Annotated in this window: 24 protein-coding genes, 1 pseudogene and 1 other annotated feature; of the genes and pseudogenes, 18 read left to right on the top strand and 7 right to left on the bottom strand. The window is 31.3% G+C overall.

The features are described 5' to 3' along the window. Positions 1 to 119 precede the first annotated feature (119 nt). From DN393_RS14255 to DN393_RS14245, 3 genes and pseudogenes are all read left to right on the top strand, one after another. Positions 120 to 458: a winged helix-turn-helix transcriptional regulator gene (locus tag DN393_RS14255; RefSeq protein WP_064469748.1), complete on the top strand. Its 339-nt coding sequence runs from the start codon at positions 120 to 122 to the stop codon at positions 456 to 458. A gap of 266 nt (positions 459 to 724) precedes the next feature. Next, the gene (locus tag DN393_RS14250; RefSeq protein ID WP_098102348.1) at positions 725 to 1,477 is read left to right on the top strand and encodes a class I SAM-dependent methyltransferase; all 753 of its coding nucleotides are present in this window, start codon (positions 725 to 727) and stop codon (positions 1,475 to 1,477) included. 42 nt (positions 1,478 to 1,519) lie between these two features. Beyond that, positions 1,520 to 1,687 (top strand): annotated as a pseudogene (locus DN393_RS14245) (alpha/beta hydrolase); the annotation flags it as partial. A 140-nt stretch (positions 1,688 to 1,827) separates the two neighbouring features. Here DN393_RS14245 and DN393_RS14240 read toward each other — a convergent pair. Further along, entirely contained in the window at positions 1,828 to 2,271 is a 444-nt protein-coding gene (locus tag DN393_RS14240) for a carboxymuconolactone decarboxylase family protein (protein ID WP_098102347.1), read from the bottom strand. 250 nt (positions 2,272 to 2,521) lie between these two features. Here DN393_RS14240 and DN393_RS14235 point away from each other — a divergent pair, with 250 nt between their 5' ends. Continuing rightward, a complete protein-coding gene (locus DN393_RS14235) occupies positions 2,522 to 3,316 on the top strand; it encodes a VOC family protein (RefSeq protein WP_098102346.1) in 795 nt (264 codons plus the stop codon). 116 nt (positions 3,317 to 3,432) lie between these two features. Next, positions 3,433 to 4,182 carry an aminoglycoside phosphotransferase family protein gene (locus DN393_RS14230; RefSeq protein ID WP_098102345.1) on the top strand — a complete coding sequence of 250 codons (750 nt, stop codon included), beginning with the start codon at positions 3,433 to 3,435 and terminating at the stop codon, positions 4,180 to 4,182. A gap of 83 nt (positions 4,183 to 4,265) precedes the next feature. Here DN393_RS14230 and DN393_RS14225 read toward each other — a convergent pair whose 3' ends face one another. Beyond that, entirely contained in the window at positions 4,266 to 5,213 is a 948-nt protein-coding gene (locus tag DN393_RS14225; protein WP_098102344.1) for a phosphotransferase enzyme family protein, read from the bottom strand. A 192-nt stretch (positions 5,214 to 5,405) separates the two neighbouring features. Between DN393_RS14225 and DN393_RS14220 the strand changes: the two genes are divergently transcribed. Beyond that, complete coding sequence (locus tag DN393_RS14220) at positions 5,406 to 6,494, top strand: helix-turn-helix domain-containing protein (RefSeq protein ID WP_142315025.1); 1,089 nt, start codon at positions 5,406 to 5,408, stop codon at positions 6,492 to 6,494. A 14-nt stretch (positions 6,495 to 6,508) separates the two neighbouring features. Here DN393_RS14220 and DN393_RS14215 read toward each other — a convergent pair whose 3' ends face one another. Both DN393_RS14215 and DN393_RS14210 read right to left on the bottom strand, forming a co-directional pair. Continuing rightward, on the bottom strand, positions 6,509 to 8,200 hold the full coding sequence (locus DN393_RS14215) for a M3 family oligoendopeptidase (RefSeq protein WP_149173634.1): 1,692 nt from the start codon (positions 8,198 to 8,200) through the stop codon (positions 6,509 to 6,511). 17 nt (positions 8,201 to 8,217) lie between these two features. Continuing rightward, positions 8,218 to 9,156: a DMT family transporter gene (locus DN393_RS14210; protein ID WP_098102341.1), complete on the bottom strand. Its 939-nt coding sequence runs from the start codon at positions 9,154 to 9,156 to the stop codon at positions 8,218 to 8,220. Positions 9,157 to 9,283: 127 nt separating this feature from the next. Here DN393_RS14210 and DN393_RS14205 point away from each other — a divergent pair, with 127 nt between their 5' ends. From DN393_RS14205 to DN393_RS14195, 3 genes are all read left to right on the top strand, one after another. Continuing rightward, a complete protein-coding gene (locus DN393_RS14205; RefSeq protein ID WP_098102340.1) occupies positions 9,284 to 10,663 on the top strand; it encodes an aminotransferase-like domain-containing protein in 1,380 nt (459 codons plus the stop codon). A gap of 11 nt (positions 10,664 to 10,674) precedes the next feature. Beyond that, the gene (locus DN393_RS14200; protein WP_064475324.1) at positions 10,675 to 11,022 is read left to right on the top strand and encodes a hypothetical protein; all 348 of its coding nucleotides are present in this window, start codon (positions 10,675 to 10,677) and stop codon (positions 11,020 to 11,022) included. Between the two features lie 176 nt (positions 11,023 to 11,198). Beyond that, positions 11,199 to 11,402 carry a hypothetical protein gene (locus DN393_RS14195; protein ID WP_064475325.1) on the top strand — a complete coding sequence of 68 codons (204 nt, stop codon included), beginning with the start codon at positions 11,199 to 11,201 and terminating at the stop codon, positions 11,400 to 11,402. A 27-nt stretch (positions 11,403 to 11,429) separates the two neighbouring features. Here DN393_RS14195 and DN393_RS14190 read toward each other — a convergent pair whose 3' ends face one another. Continuing rightward, positions 11,430 to 11,672, bottom strand: coding sequence for a hypothetical protein (locus DN393_RS14190; protein WP_081257247.1), 243 nt, complete (start codon positions 11,670 to 11,672; stop codon positions 11,430 to 11,432). A gap of 111 nt (positions 11,673 to 11,783) precedes the next feature. Here DN393_RS14190 and DN393_RS14185 point away from each other — a divergent pair, with 111 nt between their 5' ends. From DN393_RS14185 to DN393_RS14165, 6 genes are all read left to right on the top strand, one after another. Next, positions 11,784 to 12,659 carry a zinc-dependent alcohol dehydrogenase gene (locus DN393_RS14185; RefSeq protein ID WP_098112183.1) on the top strand — a complete coding sequence of 292 codons (876 nt, stop codon included), beginning with the start codon at positions 11,784 to 11,786 and terminating at the stop codon, positions 12,657 to 12,659. A 217-nt stretch (positions 12,660 to 12,876) separates the two neighbouring features. Beyond that, positions 12,877 to 13,044 (top strand): hypothetical protein, encoded by a 168-nt coding sequence (locus tag DN393_RS31565; protein ID WP_048560991.1) that lies wholly within the window; start codon positions 12,877 to 12,879, stop codon positions 13,042 to 13,044. A 211-nt stretch (positions 13,045 to 13,255) separates the two neighbouring features. Continuing rightward, a complete protein-coding gene (locus DN393_RS14180; RefSeq protein WP_064475327.1) occupies positions 13,256 to 13,753 on the top strand; it encodes a DUF421 domain-containing protein in 498 nt (165 codons plus the stop codon). A 317-nt stretch (positions 13,754 to 14,070) separates the two neighbouring features. Then, entirely contained in the window at positions 14,071 to 14,700 is a 630-nt protein-coding gene (locus tag DN393_RS14175; RefSeq protein WP_064475328.1) for a class I SAM-dependent methyltransferase, read from the top strand. Between the two features lie 283 nt (positions 14,701 to 14,983). Beyond that, entirely contained in the window at positions 14,984 to 16,465 is a 1,482-nt protein-coding gene (locus DN393_RS14170) for a UDP-N-acetylmuramoyl-L-alanyl-D-glutamate--2,6-diaminopimelate ligase (protein ID WP_149173633.1), read from the top strand. 54 nt (positions 16,466 to 16,519) lie between these two features. Beyond that, positions 16,520 to 17,152 carry a type 1 glutamine amidotransferase family protein gene (locus tag DN393_RS14165; RefSeq protein WP_064475330.1) on the top strand — a complete coding sequence of 211 codons (633 nt, stop codon included), beginning with the start codon at positions 16,520 to 16,522 and terminating at the stop codon, positions 17,150 to 17,152. Positions 17,153 to 17,298: 146 nt separating this feature from the next. Here the strand turns inward: DN393_RS14165 and DN393_RS14160 are convergent, their stop codons facing one another. Continuing rightward, on the bottom strand, positions 17,299 to 18,000 hold the full coding sequence (locus DN393_RS14160) for a class I SAM-dependent methyltransferase (protein WP_149173632.1): 702 nt from the start codon (positions 17,998 to 18,000) through the stop codon (positions 17,299 to 17,301). 236 nt (positions 18,001 to 18,236) lie between these two features. Between DN393_RS14160 and DN393_RS14155 the strand changes: the two genes are divergently transcribed. Further along, positions 18,237 to 18,401, top strand: coding sequence for a DUF2197 domain-containing protein (locus DN393_RS14155; RefSeq protein WP_064505453.1), 165 nt, complete (start codon positions 18,237 to 18,239; stop codon positions 18,399 to 18,401). A gap of 66 nt (positions 18,402 to 18,467) precedes the next feature. Continuing rightward, positions 18,468 to 18,724 (top strand) — a binding site (T-box leader). Positions 18,725 to 18,807: 83 nt separating this feature from the next. After that, complete coding sequence (lysS, locus tag DN393_RS14150) at positions 18,808 to 20,361, top strand: lysine--tRNA ligase (protein ID WP_149173631.1); 1,554 nt, start codon at positions 18,808 to 18,810, stop codon at positions 20,359 to 20,361. Between the two features lie 57 nt (positions 20,362 to 20,418). On the opposite strand, the gene DN393_RS14145 is transcribed toward lysS, so the two are convergent. Next, positions 20,419 to 20,847 (bottom strand): cell wall hydrolase, encoded by a 429-nt coding sequence (locus DN393_RS14145; protein WP_064475333.1) that lies wholly within the window; start codon positions 20,845 to 20,847, stop codon positions 20,419 to 20,421. 156 nt (positions 20,848 to 21,003) lie between these two features. Between DN393_RS14145 and DN393_RS14140 the strand changes: the two genes are divergently transcribed. Then, positions 21,004 to 21,918, top strand: coding sequence for an acetamidase/formamidase family protein (locus DN393_RS14140; RefSeq protein ID WP_098111717.1), 915 nt, complete (start codon positions 21,004 to 21,006; stop codon positions 21,916 to 21,918). The last annotated feature ends 62 nt before the right edge of the window (positions 21,919 to 21,980 follow it).

The raw sequence follows: 21,980 nt of genomic DNA, 5'->3' as shown, positions 1-21,980 counted from the left end.
ATAGCAAGTGAAAAGTACGCACTTTTTATGTACATAGTCGCATATTTCGTACTAATCACTATTCATGCGGATATGCAATGTGAAAAAAGATTTGTGATGTCAGAGGAGAGGTGTGAAAAATGGATTTACAAGAACCGAAGTTAAAAGGAGTAATAGCGACATTACAAATAATTGGTGGGAAATGGAAACCACTTATTTTGTTTATATTATTAACAGACGGAACAAAACGGTTTGGTGAATTAAAGCGATTAATACCAGATATATCTCAAGGGACTTTAGCGAAGCAATTGCGTGAATTAGAGCAAGATCAACTAATAAAACGAGAAATTTATCAAGAAATACCACCTAAAGTGGAATATAGTTTATCTGAACATGGAAAAACAGTAAGTACTGTGTTAGATAGCATGTGTGGTTGGGGAAGAAGACATTTAGAATATATTAATGAAGATGAACTGTAAATATATTATGTAAACTGAAATGTATAAAGCTGCTATTTCGATAATTTGTATTTTATAATATACTGAATTAAATGATGTTATCGTACATATTTTCTTTTAATTGTAGTGGGATGAATTTATGTATTACTCGAAGTAAGTAGTCGTTTGGGATTGAAAGATGCGTACCAGATATAAAAGGAGATTAATAAGAATATAAACTATGAGTCTATTTCGATGATGATCAGAATTAAACATTTCATGCACATTAACAAAGGGGAAATAATGAAATGAACGAATTAGAGTACAAAAACTTTTATGATAAAGTAGGAAGATTAAATGGATGGGATTTTAGTAAAATAAAATGTGAAACTGTAGGAGATACATGGGACTTTTATGGAGAGGTAAAAGAAAGATGCAAGCAATCACATATATTACTTGATGTTGGTACAGGTGGAGGAGAGAATGTACTTAACATAGCATCTTCGGCTAAATTGTTAATTGGAATAGATAATTCTAACGGAATGATAGAAACAGCACATTCTAACTTGAAAAAATCAGGTGTACAAAATGTTGAGTTTCTTCAAATGGATTCTGAAGCTTTAGTGTTTCCGCATGCGCATTTTGATATAGCTTCAAGTTGTCATGCACCGTTTATAGCATCTGGATTAGCAAAAGTAATGAAAAAAGGTGCTATTTTCTTAACACAACAAGTTAGCGAACATGATAAATTGAACTTGAAAGAAGCATTTGGAAGAGGGCAATGCTTAGGCGAAAAAGATGGAATTTTAAAAGAAAAGTATATGAGGGAACTTATTCATGCAGGATTTGAATTCGTGCAAGTACGTGAATATAATATTACTGATTATTACAGTACGCCTGAAGATCTTATTTTCTTGTTAAAACATACGCCTATTATTCCTAGATTTGGAGAAGAGGAAGAGGATTTTACTATTTTACAAAAGTTCATTGATGCAAATAGTTCTGAAAAAGGGATTCGTACGAATTCAAAAAGGTTTATGATTATTGCTGTTAAATTATAATGTGTTATAGATTAAAAGCTGCTTTTCTTTAAAAAAAGCAGCTTTTTGTGTGGAAAAGAAGGTTATACAAGATGGTCTTCATTACTAGAGATTGGAGTTAAGGACCTGGGTATAGAAATAAATTATAAAGTCTGCTGGCATGCGAGAGGTACAACAACGGTTAATATTGTAAGAGGTATGCATAAGGACGAAACATTGGGATTATCCGAAAGTTATAGTAGAAGAAATAAGAAAACATCGGTAAAGTTAAATCCAAAAGGTTGATTTTTGTAATATATAAAAATCAACCTTTTGGAGCGTATGTAATATAGAAATAACGTATAGAGTAAGTAAGATTTTTACTTACAGTTTTATTTTTTAGCAGGTGTATTTCCCATCGCGATAGAAATTCTATTCCAACTATTAATTTGATTAATAATCAAGACAAGGTCAATATATTGTTTTTCATCATAATGTTCACATACTCGTTTATATAGGGACTCAGGAACTCTTTTAGTAGGAATAAGTGTAATATGCTCAGCTAGTTCAATAGCGACTTTTTCTTCTGTTGTATAAAAAGTACATTCATCCCAAGTACTTAAGCAATAAATTCTTTGTTCAGTTTCTCCCATTTTTCGTGCATCAGATGTATGTAAATCTATGCAGTAAGCACAGCCATTGATCTGAGAAACTCTAATTTTAATAAGCTCTCTAGTCATTCGATTAATCGTTGATTGCTTTGTGTACTTTTCCATGTCCATCATAATTTTCATAGCATCAGGTGCAGCATCATAGTAAGAAATTCTTTGGTTCACAAAACATCACTCCTTTAGCTTAAGATATTGTTCATTATATCTTGATATGGTCGTTTATACCAATTATTTGAACTATAGCGCAAAACGCTTGAAGTTAAAATTTTATTGCATTAGCCGGAAATGTTAGCGTAACTGCTCTAATACAAAAGTATTATTTTGTTAATTAAAGTTTCAATCTCCAGATGGATTCTTCCTGTTAGTTTTTGAAATACAATACTAATAGATATTATGAATTTGGAGGTTTATTACAATGATTACACATATATCAGATATAAAACTACAAACGGTTTCCATAGAAGAGGTAAAACAAGTTTATAAGGACATATTATCTTTTCCAATAAAAAAAGAAATAGCATCATTTATTCAATTTGAAGTAACACCTTATACAACAATTAGTTTTCAAGAAGTATATGAACCAATTGCACCTGCTCACTTTGCTTTTGAGATTCCATATTCAAAATTTCTTGAAACAGTAAGATGGCTAAAGGATTCTGGATTACTCATTGTGAAATGGCAAAATGGAAATGTAATTGGTGAAGAGAATGGTTTATACAATGTATACTTTAAAGACGGGGATGGAAATCTACTCGAAATTATCGCACATAGTTATGTTAAAGAAGATGTATTAGTACCGCAGTCCCCTTTAAATATTTTATATGTAAGGGAAATCGGACTTCCTGTTAAAAGTGTACCTGTATTTACAGAATGGTTAAAATCCAATCTAAATATGAAAACGATGAAAGATGGGGATATTTTCAACTTTGTTATAGGTGGCACTGCATACATCGTTGCAACTTGGTGGCAGCGACCTTGGATCCCGATTGCGATGAAAGCTTTACCACCAAAAGTACACGTATCTTTCGGAACAACAGATCAAGCATTTTTACAGCAAATCCAAATTAACTTTAAGAAAAATAGTGTCCCATTTCAATGTAAACATAATGAAGTATCATTTATTGAGCAGGGATATGCATTTTCAATTGTGCATACACCAAATTTCCCTTCCGATATTCCTAGTAAATTAAACTTACCACTTTCTATTTAAGGATAGAAAGTGGTAAGTTTTTTATATTTTCGTGGAGAAGGGTTTCAGCATAATTACACTGAATTTATAGGGGAGTATAATGTGTCAGCTTAATTTACAGTAAGGAGAGAAATGAATTGAATTTAGGAAATCCGATAGCTAAAGGGAATACAGCAGAAGTCTATCTCTATAATACTAAGGTTGTAAAATTATTTAATGAATATCTGCCTGATACAGAGTCTATGAATGAAGCAAAAAAACAAAAATATGCTTATTCATGTGGACTATCAGTTCCGAACGTATTTGAAGTGACAAAGATAAAAAATAGACAGGCAATTATTATGGAATACGTAAAAGGTGACAGTATGGGGGATCTCCTGCTTAATAATCTAAATGAGGCAGAGCATTACATAAATATTTGTGTTAATGAACAAAAAAAGATTCATGCCATACGTGTGAATACGGATGAAATGGAAGCGATGGGGGAAAGGTTAGAGCGCCAAATTAAATATGTACATAAATTGGATGAAAAACAAAAGGAAAGTATATTGAATAAGTTATATTCAATCAAATTTGAACCTAGATTATGCCATGGTGATTTCCATCCATCTAATCTAATTTTGAGTGAAAAGAATGTAAATATTATAGACTGGGTAGATGCTTGTTCAGGTGATATTCGTGCAGATGTGTTTCGTACATATTTATTGTATGCGCAGTCTTATATAGAATTAGCGGAAATGTATTTGCGAATATATTGCAGTAATACCGATCTAACAAGAGATGAGATCTTTCAATGGGCTCCTATTATGATTGGAGCTAGATTTTCAGAGAAAGTATCTCCGCAAAATGAAGTGGATTTAAACAAATTATTGAATCAGTATTTATAAGTAATAAAACAAAGGTTGTCTAGTAGCCAATTAATAAATGCTGTTGTTAAACTAAGTTTCCTTGTAGTTAAACAATAGCATTTTTAAACATTGATATAGGTATATTTAGTTTCGATCTTCATCCTATAAAGATTTATTATCCGTATTTGTTCCTCAGTTAATTCTTCTTTACCCCAATACATATGCATTAAGCTATATTCAAAAATCTCCTTTAATTTTATAAACAATGGAAACTTGTCTATCATCTCTTTAGGGAGTTCATTTTCTTCTTGATATCCTTCAAATAGTGCTTTTGTAATAGAATGCTCATAGTTAACGATATTCCCATTTCCAGCAAATGAATATTCTATCGCACTATAAATAGGAACGGCTAAATCAAATATGTAAAAATGTTTTTCGCAGTCTTGAAAATCAATCATTGTTATGTTTGAATTGTTTTCAACTAATATATTTTCCAGCCATAAATCTCCGTGAATTAAGCCGTAATTGGAAGTGGATTTTTGTAGCTCTTTTATAGAAGTTAAAACGTCAGATGCAATTTCTCTTATAGTAGTTTCTTCTTTAGAGATATACTTAAGAAAATTATATTCTTCATTTTCATACCAATCGTTTATATGTTTAACCGGATGAGTCTGTTCAAAGCTTTTAGAAATGCGATGTAATTTTCCAATTTGTTTACCAAGCTTTTTAAATATATTTGAATTCCAATCACACCTCGGTAAATGTATACCAGGAGCAGCTTTATATAATACAGCAAAAATCTTCTTGTCTAATGGAAACTTTTCTACAAAATTTCCTTGTAAAGAAGGGATTATTGGTGGAACACCTAAGCCATTTTGATATAAAAAATTCGTATATGTAACTTCTTCTAATTGTTCTGCATATGTTTTGTAGTTTGTAATTCTAATGAAATAAGTACCTTGTTGTGCGTTACATTGATACATTTCATTCGTTATGGGTTTAATGTTAATAAAATTTAATGGATATCGTTCATTTATTAATTGGAGTATTTCTTTTTCTAGCTCGTTCATTGTAACTTCCTTTCCAAACTTTAATTTTTTATTTGAGAACTAAAAGATTCTTAATATACAACATTCGTGTTTTATTTTTGATATCCTTTAAAATGAAGCATGAAGTAATGAATGGCTCATGTTATAAAACACAAGAAATATCAAAAGAAAGAAATGACTCTCTTTTATACTTATAAATAAGGAGTGAAGGAAATGAATGAACATATACAGCAAATGATTGATTGGATTGAGAGCAATTTAAAAGAAGAATTTTCATTAAATGAATTATCGCGTTATATGGGTTATTCTCCGTATTACTGTTCTTTTAGATTTCACCAAGTAACAGGCATGAGTATTAGGCGTTATATTCTTTTAAGAAGACTGTATTTATCTACGGGGGATTTGAAGAATGATAGAAAGATAATAGATATTGCATTGGATTACAATTATTCTTCGCAAGAGGCTTATAGTAGAGCTTTCAAAAATGTTTTTGGAATGAATCCAAGAGAATTCCAACTTAACAAAATGCCTATTCAATCATTTATTAAACTAAAAATAGAAGAGGAGTTAAAAATGAATATTTCTAGAAAATTAGAGGTTGAGCAGTTACGTAGCAATAATAATGAGTTGTTTGATAAAGATGTATTAAACATATTGAATGGTCAAATGATGTATGAAGAATTTAAAACGGAGAAGCTAATGGGTGAGTCTGATTATGCCCCATTTAACGAAGCGATGTGTGTAAACACGGCTACTACACAAGTTTTTAATGAAGAATTTATTAAAACAAGAGCAGAAGGACATAATAGTTCAGTAGAAAGTTATACAAAAAAAGTTATAGATCCGTTAGAAAATCTTTTTACGAAAAAGTATAAATGCATTGTTTTATGGTTTGGTGAAGATATGTTCTGCCAAATGAACTTACTTACCATACTTTCATACTTAGAACAATCTTGTTATGAAGGGAAGGTTTACTTAAATAGCTTCAGAGAAGATGAATTTAAAGTAAGTCAACTTGAACTGGAATTAGGAAATTATTCTTCTATATACGATGAAGTAGTAGTGAATCATAAAAAAACATCCTATAAAGTACCACCTGTAATCTATCAAGCTATAGACTTATATTTAAATATGTTAAAAGAAGATAATATCTTAGTGAAATTCATCTCCAAAAATAAAGATTTATCAACTCAAGAATTATTAACAAAATTGTTTCAACTTTTTCCAACAATCGGATACGGTGATTCTCAGTACATAGAACTAATAAATAAAATAAAGAAGGAAGCTGAACCTAAAATATAGGAACAGCTTCCTTCTTACAATTGTTCAAGTAACGCTAATTCGCCCTCTACAAATAACATTAGTTCTTTAATTGTTTCGCCAGAAAAATCAAAACGAATACCGGCTGCTTCATATACTTCAGTTAAAGATCTAGAGCTACCTAATGATAAAGCTTTTTTATAATTTTCTATTGCTTGTTTAGGATTCTCTTTATATTGTTTATACATTTGCAGTGCACCAAGTTGTGCGATAGCATATTCGATGTAATAGAATGGTATTTCGAATATGTGTAGTACAGGTAACCAACCAGTTGCAATCCAATTTTCATACCCTTCAATATTTACGACGTTCGATTGGTAAGTGTTATGTAATTCTAAATACTTTGCATTTCTTTCTTTAGCAGTATGATTAGGATTCTCATACATCCAATGTTGGAATTGATCAACGATAAGCATTTGTGGTAAGTACTTAACAATATCTATAAAGAAATCTAATTTTGCTTTTATAAATTCTTCAGTATTCTCATAAAATGTATCCCAATACTCCATCGAAAATAATTCCATTGTCATGCTAGCGAGTTCTGCTGATTCAGAAGGGATTTCCAAATATTTTTGAAGTTCTAACTGCTTCATACATTCATTATGAATACTATGCCCCATTTCATGGAGGAAAGTAGTAACATCATAATGTGTATGATTGAGATTCATAAAAACGAAAGATAATCGAGAAGCAGGTAAATATTCGCAAAATCCTCCTGGTCCTTTTCCTTTACGACTTTCTAAATCTAAGCAATTATTTTTACGCATACGGTCCAGTAACCTAGAAAATTCAGGATCTAGTTTGTGTAAAATATGAGAACTTTTTTCGATTAATTCATTGGCGTCTTCGATAGGTTTTAATGCTTTTTGATTTGGTGCGGTTGCTTTTAGATCCCATGGACGAAGACTATCTACTTGAAGTTCAGATGTTTTCTCATTAAATATTTTATTGATAAGTGGTACTACGTATTTACGAATAGATTCAGCAAGTTCATAGCAATCTTCAGGTGTATAATCAAAACGTTCATGTTTTTTAAACATATAATCACGATAATTATCTAATTGAATGTTTTTCGCTTTTTGGTGACGTATTACGATTAATTCATTTAATATCTGTTGTAATGTATCTTCAACAGATAAGAATGTTTCAGAAATGAGTGTTTTCGCTTTTTTTCGTATATGACGATCCGGATCTTGTAAGTAAGACTGTAGTTCAGTAATTGTTTTTTCTTCACCGTCCCATAGTGCAGTTAAACCACCTGTAATTTCGAAGTACTCGGTTACTAGTTTGTCTTCGTCTACTTCTAAATCAATGTTCTTTTCACAAAATAAAGTCTGCGCATTCTTTATTTTTTTATCTAGTAAGCTATACGTTTTTGGATCAAGTTCCATTCGAAAAGGGGACTCTAAATATTTATTATCAAATGAATTTTGATAACGTTTCAAAAGAGGCCTGACAAATTGTTGGTCATATTCAAAAGTATCTTTTATTTTTTTATTATCTGTACTACATTGAAAGGCGATATAGTGAGATGTTAATTGTTCTTCAATTTCCCAAATGAATGTAGATTGTTTTTTTAACCAATTTTCGAGTTCTAGTTTTGAAGAAATCACTTCATTTTCTAAAGTAGAAAGAGTGTTTTCTAATTCTAGAACGTTACTAATATCAATCGTATTTAAGCGCTGCATGACATATCCCTCACTTTTTATTTATTCATGGAGATATTCTTCTTTTTCACTGTAATTCCTTTTTTACCCAAAAAATTTGTGCCTATTACACCAAAAATAATCATTATTGTACCAATGATATGAAAATAAGAAATTTGCTCGTGTAAAAAAATAACGCCTGCGATAATTGTAATAAGTGTAGATAAGTTACTAAAAACACTTATTTTAGCGGCTTCAATGTATGATAAGGAATAATTTAATAGCAATGCCGTCAGCAAGGAAGATAGTAATCCTAAATATAAGATGGAGATAAGAAATGTTCCATTCGTAAACGGTTTAAAGTATGCCGTTATTGTACCTTTGCTTATATGGCTGGCGATTGCGATGAAATTAAAGCTAATAAAGCCGATTACTGTCATTGTGTAAGTTAAATCCATTAGTTTGAATTTTTTCGTCAATTTTCGAGCTAACACATTATAGAAAGCAGATGATAATGCCGATAGCAAAATAAGAATAACACCTATGAAACTAGTTTCATGAGTCCTTATACCATTCATGATAAATATATAAATGACACCGATAACAGAAATGAGTACAGATATTTTTTGCCATGTATTTGTATACTCTTTTAAAAAATAGGAAGCTAACATCATCGTAAATATAGGAATAGCCGCTTGTATAATTCCAGCTTCGGATGAACTTGTATACACTAAGCCAAATGCTTGGAAAGCAAAAAATAGTGCTGGATAAAATATTGCAAGTGGTAAAAGGGGAAGTATATTTTTGAATGACATATTTAACTTTACGAAACCGAAAACAATGGGAATGCTTGCAGCTACGAAAGCAATTGTAAAACGATGAGCAAGGGTATCAAGTGGGCTCGTAACGGTTAATGCTAATTTCACAAACATAAAGGAGAATCCAATAATAAATGAATAGAGTAAAGCTGATAAATATGCCTTTGTTGTAAGTTTCATAATTTCACCTCATAGTAATTGATTTCTTACTGGCCAGTATACGTACATAGTAATCTTTATGATCTAGTGCTACAATGTGAATAATCACAAACTGTACCGGTACAAATTAAATGTTGAGGTGGTAATGATGTATAAGTATTTACATGTTTTTAACGACTTAGAAAGTATGATTCAAAATGGGGAGATAAAAGAAGGAAAGAAACTACCGTCTATTCGGACACTCGTTACGAAATATGAATGCAATAAGGCGACAGTAATACGAGCGCTACATGAATTAGAAAAGCGTCATATTATTTATTCCGTCCCTCAAAGTGGATACTACGTTGTTCGAAAATCAGGGGAGGTTGTAGAAAATGAAGAGATAATTGATTTTGCTTCCTCAGCACCAGATCCAGATGTTTTTCCATATTTAGATTTTCAACATTGTATAAATAAAGCCATTGATACATATAAAAATGACTTGTTCGTATATGGTACGCCAAAAGGTTTACCGTCTTTAATTCCGGTTATTCAAAAACAACTGGTAAACTATCAAGTCTTCACTAAAGAAGAAAATATTTTTATAACGTCAGGTGTACAGCAGGCGCTAGCAATATTAACTTCTATACCATTTCCAAATGAAAATGAAACGATATTAATTGAACAACCAACATATCATCTATATATTGAATATCTAGAAATAAACAAAATTCCTGTAATTGGTATTAAACGTACGAATGAAGGTATTGACTTAAATGAATTGGAACGCATTTTTCGAACAGGTAAAATAAAATTCTTTTATACAATACCAAGATATCATCATCCGCTCGGAACTTCTTATTCTAAAGATGAGAAAGAAAAAATTGTGTTATTGGCTAAGAAATATAATGTATATATAGTTGAAGATGATTATTTAGCAGATTTAGAAATGGATTCAAAAGCAGATCCGTTATATAGCTTGGATAATGGGAATCATGTCATATATTTGAAAAGTTATTCAAAGATTATTTTTCCAGGTTTACGAGTGGGCATAGCAGTAATCCCACCGGTAATAGCGAATGCTTTCCATACATATAAAAAGATTTTAGATATCGATAGCCCGATGATATCCCAAGCTGCTTTAGAAATTTATATAAAGAGTGGCATGTTTGAACGTCATAAAAATAAAATTAAATCTTCCTATCACGATAGATCTAAAAAACTAGCAGAAACATTAGAAATAACTCATAGTGAAAACCCGCTTTTATTCACATATAAAAAGCAAAATACAATTGGAATCCACACTTGTTTAAAATTATACAAAACGAGTATTTCCGAAATGTTTTTCCATAGATTAAATGAAATGCAAATAAGTATTGATGCGATTGATAAAAATTATTTGAGAGGTTTTCCGAAAGATAGACTATTAAAGTTAAACGTATCGAATGTGAAGGAAGATAGGATTGAAGAAGGAATTCGTAAAGTAATTGAGGAAATCAAACAAGTGGAACGTATAACCTTTCAATTTAAAAAAGAAAAAAATGAATAAGGGGGTTTGTTGTGAGACGCAAAATAATTCTCTTGTTTGTGTGTATCGCTATAATAATTGGAGCTATAGTTGTGACTAAATATTATAAAAAAGATGACCAATGCATTGCGGTTGGTAAGTATTCAAGAGGTATTATCGTAAATCAAAATAACGAACCTATATCTAATGTGAAAATTTATGAAGATTCAATCGAAAGTAAGGAACGCAGTATTTCAAATACACAAGGCGAATTTGAAATACTAAATGGAGTTTGTGGTGAGATTGTATTACAATTAGTTACTCCAGATGGTGAAACCTATACGAGGAAATATGATAGTAATCATATACCGGAAGTGATAGAACTGAGTAATAAAAAGTAATAGAAATTATATGAAATCATTACAAGGAAAATGTGTAGAATTAATATTTTTTAGAGCACTCAATAGCTGAGTGCTCTTTTTATTTAGGACATAAGTAATTTAAATGGAAATAAATTACCAATAAATGATAACTTTAAAGTGTAGCATTTATTTTGAATAGGAGGGTGATCGAGTCTATGGCAGTACGTTTAGTCGATGATTTACAGCAACTATCGTTGTTACTAATGTTTTTAAGTACATTTATATTTTACAGATATTTAAAAAAAGTAAGACGAGAGAGAAATTTGACTGGTTTTGAATGGACAATGTATTTTGTCACTCAATTTGCGACAGTAATTTGGACAATTACTTATTTTATTAAACACTTAGCTGAATCGTAATTTCTATTCATTCAATCTAGTTTCCTGTTATCTATTAGGGATATAAATATAGTCCGTATCTAAATCAATGACAACATCGCTCATGACGTCTTCTTGTAGTAATTTTGGGGGTTTTTCATAATGGTACTGTACACAAAATAAGCTTAGAAGATCTTCATTAGATATCTCTTCATTTTTTACATGTAAATACATTCTTCTTAATTCGTTTAGAGAACAGTTACGGCCAATAACATACTCATTTATTCTATATCCATCAAATTCAATTATCATATTATCACTGTTGGTTGCTAGCCAACATTATAGCTTGAATTTTAGATGAATCTATTATACATTGTTTGAAATTTAGTGAGAATATATTTTTATATAATGTGAGGGTTATAAATGGAACAAAATAAATTAGTTTTAGTAGGATCAAAACGTCTTAAGTGGGAAACATGTAAAATTAAGTCTATACAGGATGAGGAAATTATTATTAAAACAATTGCAGGTGCAATAAGTATTGGAGCAGAGTTACCGCAGTATAAAGAATCTGATGTTACAGATACAAATCCTATGTATCCAAGAAAAACTGGATATGAAAGTTATGGTGAAGTTATTCAAGTTGGTAATAAAGTAACAAATTTAAACGTAGGTGATAAAGTAATTCGAGTGCCTAGTTATATAAAATCTAAAGTTGCTTTATTATCTATTCTTTCGTGTGATGTTGCTAAAGGGGTATTGAAGCTAGACCCGCGACGGGATGAAAAAGTACTCATTACTGGAATGGGAGTTATCGGTTTACTCGCTTGTTATTTTTTAAAATACTATGTAGGTGTTGAGCATGTGGATGTTGTTGAGCCTAATAAAAATAGAAGAGAATTTGCAAAGAAGTTTGGTGCGAAAAACCTCTTTGATTCGGAAGAGAAACTTATAGATACGTATAATTACGGTTTGGAATGTTCTGCTACAAATAGAGGGTTTCACACATTGCAAAAGGTTATTAAAAGTAATGGGGCTATATGTATTCTTTCTGATGGTAATATAGAAAACTTAACATTAATCGCCGACTTTTATCGAAAAGAATTGCAAATCATTGGTTCAAGTGACGGATATGATTATCAAAAACATGCAGATTGGTTTTTTAATCAAATAGAACAGACGCCATGGATAGAAGAGATTTTTCAACATGAAATTCATTATACTGCTCTTGAAAAATGTTTTGAGGAATTAAGTGAGCGGATAATTACTCCTTTAAAAGTATTTGTCTCATATGAATAAAATGACCACGTACTGGTCACGTAGCTCACATATATTTCGTCACTAATATGATAACAAAACGAGGAGTAGCATGTACGGGGATTTTTATTGGGTACAACGGGTTGCGTAAACAGAGAAGGATTCTTGCTCTTTCATTATGTACAAATAGTATATTATCTTTCTCAATGTACATATTAAGTAAAGTGTTTAATATCATGTACATAAAAGGCGGGGTAATATGGATGAAAATAAGAAAAATGAAGAATTGAGTAAATTTAAGAAACAATGGTTTAATGAAGATAATCAACCAGTAGCTGGTATAGAGTTAGCATTACCGCCTGATATAGGCAGCATGTTAGACTCCAAATCAGTTGATGATAAAAGTGGAGAGAGTAATAATGAATAAGTTTAATCTATGCATCCATGTGGGTGCTTTTTATTTTTTTGACAATGGAAGATGGATCATCAAACCCTTATTGAAAAAAGATTGATCAAAATAGATTGTTTTTCAGTATATGTAAGTTTGATTTTTACAAAAAAGTTTAATTAAAATGCATTTAGAATGCTATATGAAATGGGAATGCTAGTAACATTCACCATTAAAGGATTGGGCAATTATGAATATAATTTGGGAAAGTATTATTTTAATTCTTACTGGAATGATTGCATTAAAAATGACAGGTAGTAATTCTGTTAGCCAAATGACGAGAGCTGAAATAATTATAGTAGTTTCCATTGGACGTATTATTGTAGAGCCTGTATTAAGTAGGAAAGTAGTCCCATCTATATTTGCAGCTGTAATATTTGCAAGCATACTTCTTATCATTCATTTTTTTGAATTGAAATCAAAGAAGGTGGAGCAATTCCTAAATGGCAGTAGCATTGTAATTGTTGAAAACGGAGAAATTGTAAAAGAGAATTTGATGAAAGCAAAAATGTCGGAACAACAACTGTATATGCAATTAAGAGAAAAAGGAATTCATGATTTAAAGAGTTTGCAGCAAGTTACAGCTGAACCGAATGGGCGTATTGGTTATCAATTAATAGAGAAAGCTCAACCGATAACTTTAGAAATGTTAGAAAAAATATTAGATCAATACAATATAAAAAGATAATTTCTCTTGAGAAAAGCTAATACTACAACGGAAGTATTGGCTTTTTTGTTTTTCTACAAAAACATAAGGGTTAATAAAAAAGAGTGGGTTTTACACCAATCTTTAAAATAGATATAGGCCTATTATTATGCTATATTCAATGGAGCTATAGTGACTATGGTAAATGTTTTGAATAGAAGAAAGAACAACTGTATATTAACAATACACATACTATCTTGTATTAGAATCGTAAAAATTAAATTGGCACAGGGAGCCGTATTATATAGGCCTTTTATGTGATACTAAAAATGAGATAAAAATAAGGAGATAGAAACATAATGGAATTTTGGGAATCAAGTTTTATTGAGAAACAAACGATGTGGGGATTTGAACCTACAGAATCTGCAATTTTGACAAAAGATTTTTTTCTGGAAAAGAGCGTTAAAGATATATTAGTTCCAGGTATTGGATACGGTAGAAACGCAAAGGTGTTTATCGAAAATGGTATAAATGTAACAGGTATTGAAATTTCAAAAACAGCCATCGATTTAGCAAAACAAAACGGACTAGAAGATGTTCGTATGTATCACGATTCGGTAAACGAAATGCCTTTTGATAATAAACTTTATGATGGGATATTTAGTCATGCACTTCTTCATTTGTTAAATGAGCAGGAAAGAGAGAAATTTATTAAAGATTGTTATAATCAATTAAAACCAGGTGGATATATGGTTTTCACAACTGTTTCTAAAAAAGCTCCAATGTACGGAAAAGGAAAACAGTTGGATAAAGACTATTATGAAGTAATGGAAGGCGTAAAAATGTTCTTCTATGATTCTGAATCTATAAAACAAGATTTTAATAAATATGGACTAGTACAAGTTTCAGAAATTGATGAGCCAAATAAGATCATGGAAAATAAACCTTCAATCAATTTTTTAATGCTCCAATGTAAGAAAGAACTATAAATAAAAGTTATTAAATATTATTAAAGATGTTTATATATTGATTATGCACAATTAAAAAGGACAAGCATATAATATAAATACCTATTAACTTTAAGTAACCTTAACTTTCGTTAATAGGGCATCTCAAAATCCCCAAAAAGAGCACTTGCGGAAACAAGTGCTCTTTTATTTTTTTGTTTATTGAAGAAGATTATATTTCGTTCAACTAATATGGAATTTAAAACCATAAACTTTTAATAAAATGGTAAAATTAATAGGAGGATGTATAAAGGGGGCGAGGGATTTGAAACTAAAAGAGCTGGCGGATTTGTTTTTGATTAAAGAAACCATTGGAGATATGAATGTAGAAATTACGGGATTAGAAATGGATTCTAGAAAAATAACTAGTGGAAATTTATTTATATGTGTATCAGGTATCGATGGTTTTCTTGAAGATCGACATCAATTTGTTGAAAATGCAGTGAAAAATGGCGCTGTGGCGTTAATTGTAGAAAGAGATATAACTATTGAAATACCTAAAATAATTGTTAAAGATGCTAGGTATGCTATGGCAGTTATTGCGTCACATTTCTATGGTTACCCATCTAATAAAATGAAGCTAATTGGAATTACAGGAACAAATGGTAAAACAACTACTTCCTATTTACTTGAAAAAATTTTAACTGATTATGGATTTCAAACAGGGCTTATGGGGAATAACGGAGTCAAAATTGGTTCGAAATGGTATCCTACTGATATTAATACGCAAGAACCACCGATACTTCAGCGGAATTTGCAAACGATGAAAAATCATAATACAGATTATTGCGTTATGGAAGTTACGTCACAAGGTTTACATATGGAAAGAGTTAAAGGATGTAACTTTAAAACTGCGGTTTTCACAAATTTAACGCAAGATCATTTGGATTATCATGGTACATTTGAGGAATATAAACATGTAAAAGGTCTTCTTTTTTCAAGATTGGGAAATGATTTTTCTACTACAGATAAAAAAATTGCTATTTTGAATGCAGACGATCCATCGGTAGAATACTTTAAAAAAATTACTTCAGCTGAAGGTATCACATATGGAATACATAATGAAGCAGATGTTCAAGCGAAGGATATTACTTTAAGTTCAAAAGGAATACAGTTTTTAGTTTCTGCCTTTAATGGAGAAATAAAAGTTAATCTAAATCTCGTAGGCCGCTTTAATGTTTATAATGCATTAGCAGCAATAACAGCTGCATTGGTTGAAGGTATTCCGCTTACAAATATTAGTGACAGCTTATCTGATTTAAAGAGCATTGAAGGTAGAATGGAAATTATAGACGAAAACCAAGATTTCCTTGTAATAGTGGACTATGCTCATACGCCCGATGCGTTAGAAAATGTCCTTACTACAATTAGCGAGTTTTCAAAAGGTAAAATCATTCCTGTTTTCGGCTACGGTGGGGATAGAGATGAAAAAAAACGACCTATAATGGGTGAAATTGCTGGAAGTTATAGCGATTTTGTTTATATTACTTCTGATAATCCACGTTCGGAAGACCCGCAGTCAATAATGAAAGATATTGAAAAAGGATTTTCACAGAATAATAATTTGAATTATAAAGTAGAAGTAGATCGTGAACTTGCCATAAAACATGCAATAAACATGGCATCTTCTAATGATATTGTTTTGATTGCAGGGAAAGGGCATGAAACATATCAAATTTTAAAGGATTTGACTATTCATTTTGATGATAAAGAAAAAGCTCGACAAGCAATTATAAATAATAAATAGATTATCTTTTAGAAAAGACTAGATTAGATTAAGTTGTGAATGGAGTGTTATTGAATGCAAACTAGAAAAGCTTATTTATATGTATTTCATACGATGTCCGATTGGGAATACGGACATTTAATTGCTGAACTTAATACAGGTAGATATTTTAAAAAGGGTTTAGCACCTTTTAAAGTAGTTACAGTTGGAATAAATAAAGAAATGGTTATTTCAATGGGAGGCTTGAACGTAAAGCCAGATATTTCCCTAGATGAATGTGTACTTGAGAGTAATGATTTATTGATTTTACCTGGAGGAAATACTTGGACTGAAAACATACATAAACCCATATTGCAAAAAGTTGAAGAAGTTTTAAAGATTGGTACTATTGTGGCTGCAATTTGTGGTGCAACAATAGGCCTTGCAAATTACGGATACTTAAATTCTAGAAAGCATACAAGTAATAGTTTAGATTATATGAAAATGGTTTGTCCTACATATAAAGGGGAAAATTTATATGAAATGGGACCTGTAGCGTCTGGTGAAAATCTTATTACTGCATCTGGAGTAGCTCCTTTGGAATTTGCAATGGAAGTTCTAAAAACATTAGATGTATTTGCGCCAGATACACTCCATTCATGGTATGAATTAAATAAGACACATGAACCTGAACATTTCTTCCAGTTAATGAATTCATTAAATAGCTAAGCAATTTAGTATGATCAATAATAAAAACCATGTTTCTAATGATACTGAAGCATGGTTTTTGTGTTTTGATTAATAAATATATAAAGTAACAAATTTTGTACAATAAAAATGAATTTGAGAGAAAGAGTCACTTCTTTATTATACTATTATTTCTGAACGACAAAAGTAATGGCATTTGTTTTTAATTGAATGTGTTTGCCATTTCGGACTATATTATAAGCTAATTCTTTTATTTCAATTTTTATTTCTTTCCATTTCTTATAAATGTTTTTTAATAGATATATCATATGTTCAGTTGGAAGGTTAATTTCAATTAAAGCATCTAATTCTTCTTTCGTATGTAAGTCAATTTCTTGTATGTTCGAGTTTATAATTAAACAATTGATACCACCAGTTTTTGTACCTTTTTTCATAGAATGGAGCAAGTTTGTTAAATCTTCTTCTGATTTAACATGCTCTAAACTTGATACTGCAACGATATAATCATAGGTATCAGGTTGGATGTAGTAATTTTCAATTGCCGCTTGTTCTGTTTTTATAACTTCAAATACATCATGTTCTTTACTATAAGTTTGTAATTTTGTTAACGCAGAATCCAGTAAGTCCACACATGTAACAGTACCATTAGCATTTTTTATTTTTTGTGCAATTGGAATACTATTTCTTCCAACGCCAGAGCCGAGATCAAGTACTTGCAAGTTATTTTGTCCTTCAAAGTAATTCATCAAGTCCATAACTGTTTTAACCGGTTTGTAAAGCCAAGAGCCAGTTTCAAATAGTTTGTATTGTTCATAGCAAAGGTCATGATATTTCTTTTCTTCGTTTCTTATGTGATCGATACGGTTCATATAGTTTCAACTCTAATAGTTTTATTCCAACATGTTCCTTCAGCTAAACTAGCTTTAGCTTCTAAAACCAATTCTATATTACTGATCAAGATGTTCACCTCAACTTATAAGATATTTATATAATTCGATAAGAATGAAGGTAAACCTTTTAGTAAGAGGATATTAAGGTTTTACTGTAGAAAACTGACTATCTTAAGCGATTAAAAAAATGTATAAACATGGAGAGGAAACTGCATATGATGTTTTATGAAATTGTTTGCTTTTCTTGTAAAAATATATTCCGTGTATACGAAGGAAGCGAAAAATATAAGCGATTTAAAGAGAAACCGAAAGGGACATATTGTTGTGATGAATGTAGTCATAAAATTCAATTAGAAGCAATAAAGCATTTATTTAGATAACTTTTTTGTCCGGAAAAGTTTGACAATAAAAGTATTATAAATTATCATATGAAAAAACTAATATTTAAAATGGCATGGAAGAGAAGAGTAGTTAAGAAAGAATACGTACAGAGAGCTCTGGTAGCTGAGAAAGAGCAGTATACATCTTAATGAAAAAAGACTTGGAGCTGCGCAAGGAACTAATTTGTTTAGGGATGGTGCGACGGGTTCTCTCGTTATAGAGATAGGGTATAAGCATATTTTGCCGTACCTGAAGAGGTTAATATGGCGACGTATTAACAAACTGAGGTGGTACCGCGAAGCTAACAACTCTCGTCCTCAAGATGAATAATCTTGGGGGTGGGAGTTTTTTTATTGCATAAAACTGAAAATGTGAAAACAAAAAATCAATTGAGGTGAGTAATATATGCATTGGGCGTATGAAGTAGCACATGAATTAATTAGAAAACACCCAAACAAAGAAACGTTTGTTTGCGCATCTGGAATAAGTCCATCTGGTTCTGTTCATATCGGGAACTTCCGCGAAATAATAACGACATATTTCGTGGTAAAAGCACTACAAGATTTAGGGAAAAAGACTCGTTTTATATTCTCATGGGATGATTATGATAGATTTAGAAAAGTTCCTAAAAATATTGATCCATCTTTTGCAAAATATATTGGTATGCCATACTGTGATATTCCAGATCCATATGGCTGTCATAATTCGTATGCAGAGCATTTTGAAAAAGAGTTTGAGAAATCTCTTCAAGCATTTGGGGTTGAGGTGGAATTCATATATCAACATGCTGAATATAGAAGTAGAAGGTATAACAAAAATATATTAGAGGCTTTATATAAAAGAAAAGAAATATATGATATTTTAATGGGATTTAAAACTGGAGAGTGTAGTGAAGAAGAGCGAGAGAGCTTTTATCCAGTTACATTATATTGTGAGAAATGTGGGAAAGATGCAACAACGATTACACATTTTGATGAAGTATTAAAAACAGTTCAGTATGAATGTGTATGTGGAAATCAAAATGAATTATCAGTATTAAATACAAATAAAATGAAACTGAATTGGAAAATCGATTGGCCGATGAGGTGGATGATAGAGGATGTTATTTTTGAACCGGGCGGAAGAGATCATTCATCAGAAACGGGTAGTTATAATGTATCAAAGGAAATTGTGAGGGAAATATTCAATCGTGAAGCTCCTCATTACGTTGCTTATGATTTCATTGGAATTAAAGGGAATCATGAAAAAATGTCTAGTTCATCAGGGAATAGTATTACACCTAGCGAGTTGTTAAAAGTGTATTTACCAGAAGTGATTCTATTTATGTTTGCTAAATACAGACCAAACGCAGCTTTTCATATCGGTCTTGATGAAGATGTGATTCGCAATTATACAGAATATGAACGATTGAAAGATGATTATGAGAATAAAACGCTCAAAAATGAAGATTTATTTGATGCAATTAAACTCTCTAAAGTTGATGGCAGGTTTAAAGAATATCCAAAATTTAATCAAGTAGCAGGAACGTTACCATTATTAAATTTTGATTCATCTATTTTACAAGGTATATTAGAAAAAACAGATAGGAGTTATGTATTAGATGATATGATAGCGATATGTAACCGTGCAGAGTATTGGATAAGAAGCTTTCAATCTGAAAAACTAATTTCGGTAAATCAAGAAAGAAATACAGAGTTTTATAACACATTAGATGAAAGACAGAAAGAATGGCTAGTAGAAGTTTGCAACATACTTCGTTCTAACAAAGATTACTCTAACTTAATGGAACAATTGTATTCGATTTGTCATCATGAAAATAAAAAAATAATGAAAGAAAATCAAAAACAATTATTTCTTATTATATATAGGCTCATTATAAATCAGTCTAGCGGCCCACGTATACCGTTATTAATACATGTAGTAGGCATTGAAAAGTTCATCGCATTATTAGATTTCTAAAAATGCTAAAAGAAACGCAAGTACTCAGAAATCTAAGTACTTGCGTTTCAAATTTTGCTACCGTGAATACATTTTCGGACATTCATCACCACGTGGTTCATAAAAGCAATGACTTTTAAATTGTCCCGCAAATGGCTGGTTATACCATTCAGGCGGACAAGATCCAACTGGACGGAAATACCAAAGAGCCCATCGTGCTGGCCAGCGCCATTCACCTTGTAAAACTTTTCTTGCAATTTCTTTTTCAGAATCACGAGCACGCTGATAAAAATATCCGTATTGCACTGCTTCAAATCCACCGGGACTTTGATATACTGCGTCACGTACAGAACGAAGCTGTTTAAAATCTAAGCAATCACAAAATACACGATTTACTACTACGCAGCCAACAAGTTGTTCACCTTGTCGACCTTCTCCTTCAGCTTCTGCACGAATTAAACGAGCTAGTAAATCAACATCACTTTCGTTATATGGAATAAGGGGCATAGTGCTACCACCTTTCTTTATCTGTTATAGTAAAGAGTGTATGTATGAAAATAAGCTAAGTGCTTTTCTATATGTAAATTCATTAATTTTCACAATTAGCTTTTATGAAAAAAGCTAATTAGTAATTGTAGACTAATGTAAAAGGGGAGAGATAACGTGTATCGAATTCATAAAGACCATATTATTTACGCAATGTCACCAGAAAATAAGCCGTGTATGGAAGTAGAAATTGGGAGTCGTCTTGTATTTGAAACATATGATTGCTTTGAAAATCAAATTGAATCTGAAGATGTTGCGTTTCAAGAATTAGATTGGAACCGAATTAATCCGGCGACTGGGCCTGTATATATTAATGGTGCAGAACCTGGTGATATATTAGTTGTAATGATTGAAAAGATTAAAATTGCAGAGCAAGGTGTTTTAACTACAGGAGCGAATCTTGGCGTAATGGGTGAAGATCTAAACGAAAATACAGTGAAAATCGTCCCAATACATAATGAACATGTTTTGTTTTCAAATGAACTACAAATCCCGATTAATCCAATGATCGGTGTTATTGGTACTGCGCCGAAAGAAGAGAGTATTTCATGTGGCACACCGCATGATCACGGCGGGAATATGGACTGTAAAGAAATAAAAGAAGGGACAACATTATTATTACCTGTAAATGTTCCTGGTGCCCTATTAGCATTAGGTGATTTACACGCGGCGATGGGTGATGGTGAAATTGGTGTTAGTGGAGTAGAGGTTGCTGGTGAGGTAACTGTTACAGTTCAAATTATAAAAGGAAAGAAATGGCCACTACCAATGGCGATCCAAAAAGAAAAAATAATGACGATTGCTTCAGAGAAATTGTTAGATGATGCAGCGAATCGCGCTGTACGTAATATGGTGACATTTTTACATAAGGAATTAGAAATGTCTAAAGCTGATGCAACACTTTTATTATCAGCTGCAGGCGATTTAAGAGTTTGCCAAGTTGTAGATCCACTGAAAACAGCACGAATGGAACTAAGTATGAATTATGTGGAGAAGCTAGGTTTTAGTTTGAGTAAATTTCATCTTAAATAAGAATGATAGAAGAAGGATGCTGTTGTATAAAAGTATCCTTTTTTGATTTACGGATGATATAA

Origin of the sequence: Bacillus sp. BPN334 (genome assembly GCF_008368885.1) — a bacterium.
Classification (GTDB): Bacteria; Bacillota; Bacilli; order Bacillales; family Bacillaceae_G; genus Bacillus_A; species Bacillus_A wiedmannii.
The sequence above is the reverse complement of the archived record's forward strand: the minus strand, read 5'-3'. Positions and strand labels throughout refer to the sequence as shown.

Coding starts and splice junctions, on each gene's coding strand:
- DN393_RS14255 (WP_064469748.1), top strand. CDS start 120: ATGGATTTACAAGAACCGAAGTTAAAAGGAGTAATAGCGACATTACAA.
- DN393_RS14250 (WP_098102348.1), top strand. CDS start 725: ATGAACGAATTAGAGTACAAAAACTTTTATGATAAAGTAGGAAGATTA.
- DN393_RS14235 (WP_098102346.1), top strand. CDS start 2,522: ATGATTACACATATATCAGATATAAAACTACAAACGGTTTCCATAGAA.
- DN393_RS14225 (WP_098102344.1), bottom strand. CDS start 5,213: ATGAACGAGCTAGAAAAAGAAATACTCCAATTAATAAATGAACGATAT.
- DN393_RS14220 (WP_142315025.1), top strand. CDS start 5,406: ATGAATGAACATATACAGCAAATGATTGATTGGATTGAGAGCAATTTA.
- DN393_RS14215 (WP_149173634.1), bottom strand. CDS start 8,200: ATGCAGCGCTTAAATACGATTGATATTAGTAACGTTCTAGAATTAGAA.
- DN393_RS14210 (WP_098102341.1), bottom strand. CDS start 9,156: ATGAAACTTACAACAAAGGCATATTTATCAGCTTTACTCTATTCATTT.
- DN393_RS14205 (WP_098102340.1), top strand. CDS start 9,284: ATGTATAAGTATTTACATGTTTTTAACGACTTAGAAAGTATGATTCAA.
- DN393_RS14195 (WP_064475325.1), top strand. CDS start 11,199: ATGGCAGTACGTTTAGTCGATGATTTACAGCAACTATCGTTGTTACTA.
- DN393_RS14190 (WP_081257247.1), bottom strand. CDS start 11,672: ATGATAATTGAATTTGATGGATATAGAATAAATGAGTATGTTATTGGC.
- DN393_RS14185 (WP_098112183.1), top strand. CDS start 11,784: ATGGAACAAAATAAATTAGTTTTAGTAGGATCAAAACGTCTTAAGTGG.
- DN393_RS31565 (WP_048560991.1), top strand. CDS start 12,877: ATGGATGAAAATAAGAAAAATGAAGAATTGAGTAAATTTAAGAAACAA.
- DN393_RS14180 (WP_064475327.1), top strand. CDS start 13,256: ATGAATATAATTTGGGAAAGTATTATTTTAATTCTTACTGGAATGATT.
- DN393_RS14175 (WP_064475328.1), top strand. CDS start 14,071: ATGGAATTTTGGGAATCAAGTTTTATTGAGAAACAAACGATGTGGGGA.
- DN393_RS14165 (WP_064475330.1), top strand. CDS start 16,520: ATGCAAACTAGAAAAGCTTATTTATATGTATTTCATACGATGTCCGAT.
- DN393_RS14160 (WP_149173632.1), bottom strand. CDS start 18,000: ATGAACCGTATCGATCACATAAGAAACGAAGAAAAGAAATATCATGAC.
- DN393_RS14155 (WP_064505453.1), top strand. CDS start 18,237: ATGATGTTTTATGAAATTGTTTGCTTTTCTTGTAAAAATATATTCCGT.
- lysS (WP_149173631.1), top strand. CDS start 18,808: ATGCATTGGGCGTATGAAGTAGCACATGAATTAATTAGAAAACACCCA.
- DN393_RS14145 (WP_064475333.1), bottom strand. CDS start 20,847: ATGCCCCTTATTCCATATAACGAAAGTGATGTTGATTTACTAGCTCGT.